Consider the following 8,649-nt stretch of genomic DNA (forward strand, 5'->3'; position numbering starts at 1 on the left):
GATTCGTCATCCTCAGTGTGGGCACGTAGCGCGAAAAGTGTTCAAAATCGCGCTGGCTAGGGGTCTCGACAAGCTCGACCAGCGGGGTCAGCGGGCGTTGCGGACCGCGGCCACGGCACGTCGGTGCCGATCCAGCTCCTCCGAGACGGGCTCCAGCAGCTCGGTCTCGGTGACCGCGGCGATCGTCCGGTACAGGATCCGTTCGGCCCGGTTCGCCTTCGCCCGGGCACCGATCGAGACCGCGAGCCTGGACAGGCCGGCCAACGCGAGTCCGCCGACCACGCCACCGGCCAGCAGCACGAACTGGGCGGGCCAACCCCACCAGTACACGGTGGGCAGGTTGACCAGGCCGAGCGCCGGGGCGAACGCCCACAACAGCGCCCAGAGCCCGCCGGCCACCACGGCGACCATCAGCACCCACTGCAGAACCCGGATGATCGACCACCAGCCGGTGCCCCGGTCGAGTTCCAGGTCGGCACCGGCGATGGCGGTGTCCAGCCGGTCCATCAGCAGCGCCTCATGACTCCGTGCGGCCATCGAGACCGCCGCCGCCCAGCCCCGCGGCAGGCCGACCGACGCCTGGTCGACCAGTTCTCGCAGACCGCGGTCCAGCCGGGCCCGCTGCACCGGGCTGGCGTTCGGCAGCGACGTCCGGCTGATCGCGGTCGGTGCCAGCTGCCGATCATTCTGATCGAGCCGGAGCGCCCGCAGCGGATCGGGTTTGAACCGTGCCACCCAACTCACGAACGGCCACCCGGTGGCGAGCCCACCGCGCAGCTTCCAGGCGTCACGGACGCTGTCGACCGCCAATCCGACGCCGCTGGCGTCCGCCAGTGCCTTAACCAGAGGGTCGCGTTGCTTGCGATCGAGCACCGGGGCCGGCGTATCGCCCAGTTCCCAGGCGAGTTCGTCGGCGGCGACGGTCACGTCGGCGGCGATCCGGGCACTGACCACAGCCTTGTCTGCGATGGCCCGAGCGAGCAGCTGCCGCAACTCCGGGACACCGGTGCCCTCCAGCGCCGACATCGCCATCAGCCGGGCGGCGGCCAGTCCTTCGTCGTCGAGCAGCCGGCGCAGGTCGGCCATCGCGTCGGCGAGTTCATCGGGCCGCAGCCGGTCGGCCTGGTTGAGCACCACGATCATCACCTCGGCGTAGGCCGCCAGCGGCCGCAGGTAGCGCTCGTGCAGGGCGGCGTCGGCGTACTTCTGCGGGTCGACGACCCAGATCAGCATGTCGACCAGCGGCACCAGCCGGTCGACCGTCATCCGGTGGGAGGTCTCGGTCGAGTCGTGGTCGGGCAGATCGAGCAGCACCAGATTGGCGAAAGCGCTGCGCCGCGCCGGCACCAAGTGCCGCCTGGGCACGTCCAGCCAGTCGAGCAGGTCACCCGGCAACTCGGTGCCCCAGGCCACGGCCATCGCGGTCGACGTGGTCGGACGCCGTACCCCGGTGCTGGCGAACTCGGTGCCGCTGATCGCGTTGAACGAGGTCGACTTGCCCGAGCCGGTCGCACCGGCCAGCGCGACCACCGTGTGATCACCGGTGAACGCCCAACGCTCCCCCGCCCGCTTCAGCACGGCCGAGGCTCTCGCCACCACGTCGTCCGAGGACCGCCCGCGGCTCAACTCCACGGTTTCGTCGAGCGCCCGCAGGCGCTGGGCCAGCGTGCGGCTCACCCGCGGTCACCGTCCTCATCGGCAATCAACTCGGCATCCACGACATCCTCGGACGCGCCCTCCCCACCGGCGACCAGCTCGGGTCGATCGTGGATCTGCCGGGCGGAGCCGCTGAAGCCCTCGATCTCGGCGAGCGTGGGCAGCCCTGAGTCAACCTCGGTACCCCGCGCCGCATCGACGGCGGCCACCGCGGCCCTGATCTCGTCGCCCACCTCGGCACGGACGCCCACCTCGTCGAGCACCGCCTCGTAGCGGGCCAGTTCGGTCGCCAGCAGCGCCTCGACCCTGGCGTCCAGATCCTCCTTGGCGCGTTTGGCGAGCCGGCGGACGGCGTCCTCACCGAACACCGCTTCGAGCACCCGTTGGGCGAGCACTGCGGTACCGCCGGCCACACCCACCTCGATCCCGGTCACGCCACCGGTGGTGGAGAAGACGACCATCATCAGTGCGATGCCGACCCCGTTGGTGCCCAGCGCCAGGAACCGGGCGCGTGACTTCTTCGAGCTGCCCTCGCTGGTGACCAGCTCGAGCACGTCGGCCTGCCAGTTGCGGATGGCCAGGGCGACGTGGCCCGGGAAGTCGGACGAGCCGCGCCGGAGGTCGAGTTTGGTCGCGGCCAGCAGTTGGCGTCCGGCGGGGTCGTTCTCCCAGGCGGTCGCGGCCCGTTCGGCGGCCGACTCGCCCTCTTCGCGGATCAGCACCTCCATGCCCGATTCGACGGCCAGCTTGACCTCGCCGACCTGCTTCGGTTCGCCGCGCAGCGACGCCATCAGCCGATCGCGTAGCCAGCCGATCTTCTGCTCGACGGCGCGGAAGAACTCGCCGGTGCCGACGAAGTCCTGCCAGCGCGCCAGCACCTCGCCGCGCAGCAGCGTGCCGTCGGCGGTCTGGACGCCCAGGGTGCGGGCCGCCTCGCGATAGGAGCCCTCGGCATCGGAGCGCAGCTGCGCCAAAGCGGTGTCCTGCTCATCGGCGGCCTGCGCCACCTGAGGCGCCGTCCGGCATTGCGAAGCGATCGCGCCGCCCAGGGTCTGCAGCACGACGCTGGCACGCGCCTGGCTGTCGGCCGCCAACCCGGCCAGCCACTCCCGGATCGGCGCCACCGCCGAATCCGGCAGCAACCCTTCGGCGTCGGCGACGGTCTCGGGGACGGCGAACAATGGCGAATCACCGAGCCCGCGGTCCGCCATCAACTGCCCGAGGTGCGCCGGCACTTCGGTCATCGCTGCCGGCGGCACCCGCTGCAGCACGACGGCGAGCGCGGCGCTCCGCTCGGCAGCCGACCGCAGGTAGTCCCAGGGCACGGCGTCGGCGTAGCGGGCGGCGGTGGTGACGAACAGCCACAGGTCGGCGGCGGCGAGCAGCTGGGCTGCCAGCGCCCGGTTCTCGGCGACCACCGAGTCGATGTCGGGCGCGTCCAGGATCGCCAGGCCCTGCGGCAGCGAAGGTTCCGGCACCAACTGCAGCGTGCGGGTGTCGCTGGCGGCCTCCAGCGTGCGGGCCAGCCCGGGCAGGATCCGTTCGGGGCCGAACCAGTGTGCGTCGTCGGGGTGGTGCACCAGGACGGGCGAGCGGGTGGTGGGCCGGATCACCCCCGGACGACTGACCGTGCGGCCGATCATCGAGTTGACCAGCGTCGATTTTCCGGCCCCGGTGGAGCCGCCCACCACGGCCAGCATGGGCGCGTCGAGGCGCTCCAGCCGCGGCAGCAGGTAGTCGTTCAGTTGGGCGCCCAGGTCGCGGCGCAGGGTCTCGGCCGCGCCGCGTCCGGGCAGGTCCAGCGGCAGTCGGGCGCGGTCGAGGGCGTCCGCGAGCAGCCTGAGCGAACTCGCCAGCTGGCCAGCGCTCATGCCACTCCTCACCCGGGGGGCGGGCCCCAGTTCGGGTCCACCCTGGAATACTGCTGCGATCCTAGTGGTGCGGCGCCCGGTCCTGCGGGCCAGTTCCCGCCCAGTCCGGCGGGACCGGGATAACTCGGCGGCGGATAGTCGACCGGTTGCCGTTTGCGTAGCGTCGGCAGGCTGAGCTTCTGCCCGCGCGGATCGTCGATGGCCAGCCCGCGCAACGACCGGGTCTGGTACAGCAACTCGGTGGCCCGGGCCTGCCCCGCGGTGTCGATGACACCCTTCACCTCGGCGTCCCGCAAGTAGGCGAGCTCGGTGAGCGTCCGCTGCAGGCTCAGGGTGGCCCGCAGCACCGTCCAGCCCCGGGTGGCCGCCACCAGCAACGCCCAGGCCCGGTGCCGCACGCGCGAGGTGACGTCGGGGTCGACCGGGTTCAGCCACCCCATCCGGACGTAGTCGGTGAGCCGGGCACGGATCTTGCGGCTCTCGGTGAACAGCTGCCGCACCGCGTAGATCGTCGCCGAGGCCACCAACGGCAACGCCACCGCGAAGTAGATGATGTAGCGCATCATCCCTTGGGCGAAGGTGGCCTGCGAGTTGAACATCATGTGCAGCAGGGCGGCCATCAGGTAGCCGATCAGCGGCGCCAGCACACGCACCACCTTGCTGTGGGTGCGCAGCGCCACCATCAGACCGAGGCCGGTCATCATCGTGAACAGCGGATGCCCGAACGCCGTCCAGAAGCCGCGCAGCCAGACCAGTTCGTGGATCGCCGACTCGGCATCGCCGGTGTTGATCTGCGACGTCGAATACATGATGGCGCGCGAGTAGTAGATGATGTTCTCGGTGAACGCGAAGCCCGCCGCGGACAACCCGGCCAGCGCCACCCCGTTCAGCTTGGTCACCAACTGGTAGCGCGCCAGCAACGCCACCCCGAACAGCACCGTCGCCTTTGCCGCCTCTTCGACGAACGGGGCGATGTAGATCGCCGCCCGGGCTCCGGTGGTGGGGTCGGCCTGGGTGCCTTCGGCCACGATCGAGAGCTGTTCGGACGCCCAGGTGTTGATGTGCAGCGACAAGAACGTGGCGACCGCCGCTCCCCAGCCCAGGGTCAGGTACCAGACCAGCAGCCGCTGCGGACGGAAGCGGTCGGCGATCACGAAGAGCACGATCCAGAACAGCAGGGTGGGCATCGCGAACCAGAACGAATCGCGGATGGCGGAGTGGTTGATGCCGGGCACGACACCACCCCGGACCGGGGTGTCGGCGGTCATCAGCGCGTACTGCGACCACAGGCAGGCCGCGTAGATGCCGGTGAGCACGACGCCGATCCAGGTCCAGGGATTGGTCAGGATCCGCTTGGGCAGCGGCGCCGAGAAGTCCGGCTGTGACGGGATCCCGTTGAGCAACCGGCGGTGCCGGGCGATGGTGTCCGTCGACATGCCGGTAAGACTACCGGGCACCGGGACACCGCCCGGAGCCCAGCCGCCGGTCAGATCCGTGCCAGCACCGTCCCGTCGGCCCCGATCATGACGCGTCGGACGCCTTCGTCGCCCGCGTGCACCACCGAGGCCGCCGCGTCGCGTCCCGGTGGCAGGATCCGGAGGGTCACGCGCCCGGCGTCCGCTTCGGCGATGAGCTGGGCGATTCGAGCGACGCAGTCCGGTCCGGGCAATGCGTCGTCCTGCGATTCGCACAGCACCAGGACGTCGACACCGGCCCTTCTGCGGTCGGCGATCGCCTCGGTCAGGATCGGCTGCTGCAGGCCGGGCGAGCGGATCCGGTCCCGCACCGCGCCCTCGACTACGCGCAGGTCGGGCCGGAGTCCCTCCAACGGCTCTCCGGCGGCGATCCGCTCCAGTAGCGGCCCGGCTTGCGCTTGGATCGCGGCAAGCTCGGCACGACCGGTCTCGGCGGCCTCCGTGGCGGCCCTGGCCTCCCGGGCGGCCCGCTCGGCGTTCTCGCGGCGCAGGCGTTCCCGGGCCAGCAGGCGCCTCAGCGCCACTCGCCAGACGAGGGCCACCACGATCGCGATGAAGGGCACCGCCAGTAGCCGGAAGGCGGCCTCGGCGGTTGCCCCGGCCAGCGCCGTCCAGGCCAGGCCGTAGCCGAGGGCGACAGCAGCGCCGACACCGCCGATGACGGAATTGCCGCGGGCGATCAGGAACGCGATCAAGTAGCAGGCCAGACTGACCAGCCATGACTCCTGGACCACCGTGAGCGCCGCCAGCACGAAGACGTCGGACGCCAGCGCAGCCAGCACGACGCCGACCGCTCGCGGCGGCGACAGCGGCTGGTTGCCGGGTTGGAGGAGCAGATAGCCGCCCAGCAGCAGGGTGAGGTACGGCAGGACGTCGAGCAGGTCCACGTCGGCAAAGACGCCGGTCGCGACTCCCCAGGCGAGGCTCACCAGCCAGATCGCCCCGAATGCCCAGCGTGCGGCCGAACGCCCCCGTCCGCCCGCCCCGCCACCACTCAGCGTCACCTCGTCCACTCGAGGACCACCTCCGTCCCGGTTCCCGGGGCGGTCCGGAGTTCCGCGCGACCGCCGGGGAGTGCGCGCATCCGGCCGAGCACGCTGTCCCGGATGCCCATCCGGGCGAGGTCGACACTCTCGGGGTCGAAGCCGGGCCCGTCATCGCGGATCATCAGCCGGACGGCGTCCGGGCCGACCCGCACCGTGACTTCTCGCGACGCCGCCGGTCCGGCGTGGCGCATGCTGTTGCGCAGCGCCTCGGCAGCGGCGCCGCCGATCCCCTCCAGCACCGCGGTCGGCACGGTCCCCGGCATCGGACGGGCGTCCACCGTGCATTCCGGGGCGATGCCGCGCACCAACTCGACCAGTCCGGCGAGTGCCTCGCGGGTGGTCTGTTGCCCGTCATCGCTCGCGACGGACGCGCCGCGTTCGAGAAGCGCCACAGCGTCACGGGCCTCGGTGCGCATGGCCGGCGGCGCGGGACCTGAGAGTGCCATCGCGGCGGTGAACACCGACAGCAGCTCGTCGTGGACCAATCGGGCCAGCACTCCTCGGTGGTGCGCCTGGGCGGCCGCGCGAGCCTGATCCAGTTCTTGCCGTTCGGCCAGCGCCTCAACCCGTCGCAGCCGGATCAGTTGACCACGAACTCCGAGGAGGAGAGCGACGAGCCCCACGTTGCTGAAGTGCGTCGGCGTGCCGATCACGACGGACTGGGGAACCGAGCCGAGGAAGAGCCATCCCGACAACGCGGGCAGCGACGCCGAACCCAGCGCGAACAGCACTGACGGAAGCGCCCGCAACCACAACACCGGATAGCTGACCAGCACCGCTTCAACTGTCCACAGCCAGGGCGGCACGACGGTCTCAGCCGGGCCGCGGTAGGCGAGGAAGCCGGTCGCCAGAAGGATGACTCCGAGGATCGGCGCGGCCCTCCAGCCGGCACGCAGCACGCGCATCGGCAGTACGCGTCCGGCGACGGCTAGGCCCGCGATGATCAGCAGGACAACGACGCCGCCGAGGTTCCACCACGTCGCGAACGCGTACCAGTCGGCCACCGCGCCACTGGTGTAGGTCGCGATCAGCACGACTCCGGCCAGCGACATCAGCCAGCCGAGCTGTCGGTCCGCGGCCTCGAGGCCGCGGTCCGGGACCGACTCAGTCACGCGCGAGCGAAAGGTGATCGTCCGCAACCCCGAACCTGGCTCGCACCACAGCGTCCCTTCCGCACCATTGCTCATCGTGTGGCGACGACAATACCGGTGCCGACCCGCGAAGGCGGGGCGTCACGCTCGCCTCTGAGGCCACTGCTGGGGGGTGCTGCTCGGCATCATCACGACGAAGATCGGTCCGGCGAGCAGCCCCGCCACCCGCTCGCGGCGCGGATCATGGCCGAGTCTCGATGTCCGCGGACAACGCCTGAACCAGTTCGTCGTGGTCGGCGTCGTCGAGGCCGGCGGTCCGCGGCTCGCCGCGTGCGCTCTCCCACGCGAGGGTGTCGGTGAGCGTGTCCACCATCGGACGCAGTCGCAGCCCGGACGTCACAGCCCGGTCGTTGCGGTGGTCCTGGAAACCCCACAGCGCGTGGTCGCCGCCGAGCCACAACGGCAGGCTGCGCTGCCCCATCCACGGGTTCACCCGGTGCTCGACCAGCCAGTCACGATCAGCGGCGAGCACCCGACCCTGATGTCCGGCAACCGAGCGGGCGGCGTCCAGCACCTCGCCCAGGGTGGTCGGCGAGCCGCAGGCATTGAACACACCCTGGACGGCGCCGTCCGCACAATCCAGCAGCCAGCCGGCCAGGTCGCGCACATCGATGAGTTGGACGGGCTGGTCGGGGTCGTCCGGGACCAGCACGGACGCCGTCCGGTCGTGGGCGAACCGCCACGGCCAGTAGCCCAGCCGGCTCGATGAGTCACCGGGTCCGACGATCAGACCGGCGCGGGCGATCGTCCAGCCGGCGGTATCGCGCACCAGCTCCTCGCAGGCCACCTTGGCCGGCCCGTACTGGACGAGCTCGGTCATCGCCTCGGCGTCCAGCGGTGCCAGCAGAGGTCCGGACTCGTCCTGGCCGCGGGTGGCCTGGTCGGCGTACACGTTCGCGGTGGATACGAAGACCCAGTGCCGCGTCGTCAACTCCCGCACGGCGCGGCGCACCTGCCCCGGCTGCCGCGCCAGCTCGATCACTGCGTCCCAGGCCCTGTCGGTCAGCGGCGCCAGCCCGTCGCCGGCATCCCGGTCGAGCACCACGGAACGGACGCCGTCCGGGAACGAACCCGAGCGCCCCCGCGCCGCGCAGGTCACTGACCAGTCCCGTCCGAGTGCCTGGACGGCGATCTCACGCCCGAGGAAGGCGGTTCCGCCGAGTACCAGAAGCTCCATCCCACCAGCCCAGCACGTCTGGGCAACTGTCGGTAGAGGTTTCCGTCGAGAAGGACGGCTACACCCGCGTCCGGCTCAACTCCGCACCGACCGGACGGGGCGCCGGCGGCGCGGCATCCAGCGCCCGCAGCATTCGCTCCAGCGTCTCGCGCAGCTCACCGCGTGCCGGTTCGGCGAGGTCGGTCACATACTCGACGCCGGCCGGAATCCAGGACAGCCCGTACATGGTTTCGCGGAAGTCACTGCCACCGACCGGCCACCGGGTGTGCGTGT

Annotated in this window: 7 protein-coding genes; all 7 read right to left on the reverse strand. The window is 71.2% G+C overall.

Going from position 1 to position 8,649, the window contains the following annotated elements:
• Positions 1–87 precede the first annotated feature (87 nt).
• Complete coding sequence (locus Q0066_RS11360; RefSeq protein ID WP_298132973.1) at positions 88–1,677, reverse strand: GTPase; 1,590 nt, start codon at positions 1,675–1,677, stop codon at positions 88–90.
• On the reverse strand, positions 1,674–3,527 hold the full coding sequence (locus tag Q0066_RS11365; RefSeq protein ID WP_298132975.1) for a GTPase domain-containing protein: 1,854 nt from the start codon (positions 3,525–3,527) through the stop codon (positions 1,674–1,676). Before Q0066_RS11365 ends, Q0066_RS11360 begins: the two co-directional genes overlap by 4 nt.
• An 8-nt stretch (positions 3,528–3,535) precedes the next feature.
• Positions 3,536–4,963 carry a PrsW family intramembrane metalloprotease gene (locus Q0066_RS11370; RefSeq protein WP_298132977.1) on the reverse strand — a complete coding sequence of 476 codons (1,428 nt, stop codon included), beginning with the start codon at positions 4,961–4,963 and terminating at the stop codon, positions 3,536–3,538.
• A gap of 50 nt (positions 4,964–5,013) precedes the next feature.
• A complete protein-coding gene (locus Q0066_RS11375) occupies positions 5,014–6,015 on the reverse strand; it encodes a hypothetical protein (protein ID WP_298132979.1) in 1,002 nt (333 codons plus the stop codon).
• Positions 6,003–7,160: an ATP-binding protein gene (locus Q0066_RS11380; RefSeq protein WP_298132981.1), complete on the reverse strand. Its 1,158-nt coding sequence runs from the start codon at positions 7,158–7,160 to the stop codon at positions 6,003–6,005. The genes Q0066_RS11375 and Q0066_RS11380 overlap by 13 nt, the downstream gene beginning before the upstream one ends.
• Before the next feature lie 220 nt (positions 7,161–7,380).
• On the reverse strand, positions 7,381–8,376 hold the full coding sequence (locus tag Q0066_RS11385; RefSeq protein WP_298132983.1) for an oxidoreductase: 996 nt from the start codon (positions 8,374–8,376) through the stop codon (positions 7,381–7,383).
• 58 nt (positions 8,377–8,434) lie between these two features.
• Positions 8,435–8,649, reverse strand: a 215-nt coding sequence (locus tag Q0066_RS11390; RefSeq protein WP_298132985.1) for a hypothetical protein, incomplete at its 5' end; no start/stop codon positions are given.

The sequence above is a fragment of the Micropruina sp. genome, from assembly GCF_027492755.1.
Lineage (GTDB): Bacteria > Actinomycetota > Actinomycetes > Propionibacteriales > Propionibacteriaceae > Micropruina.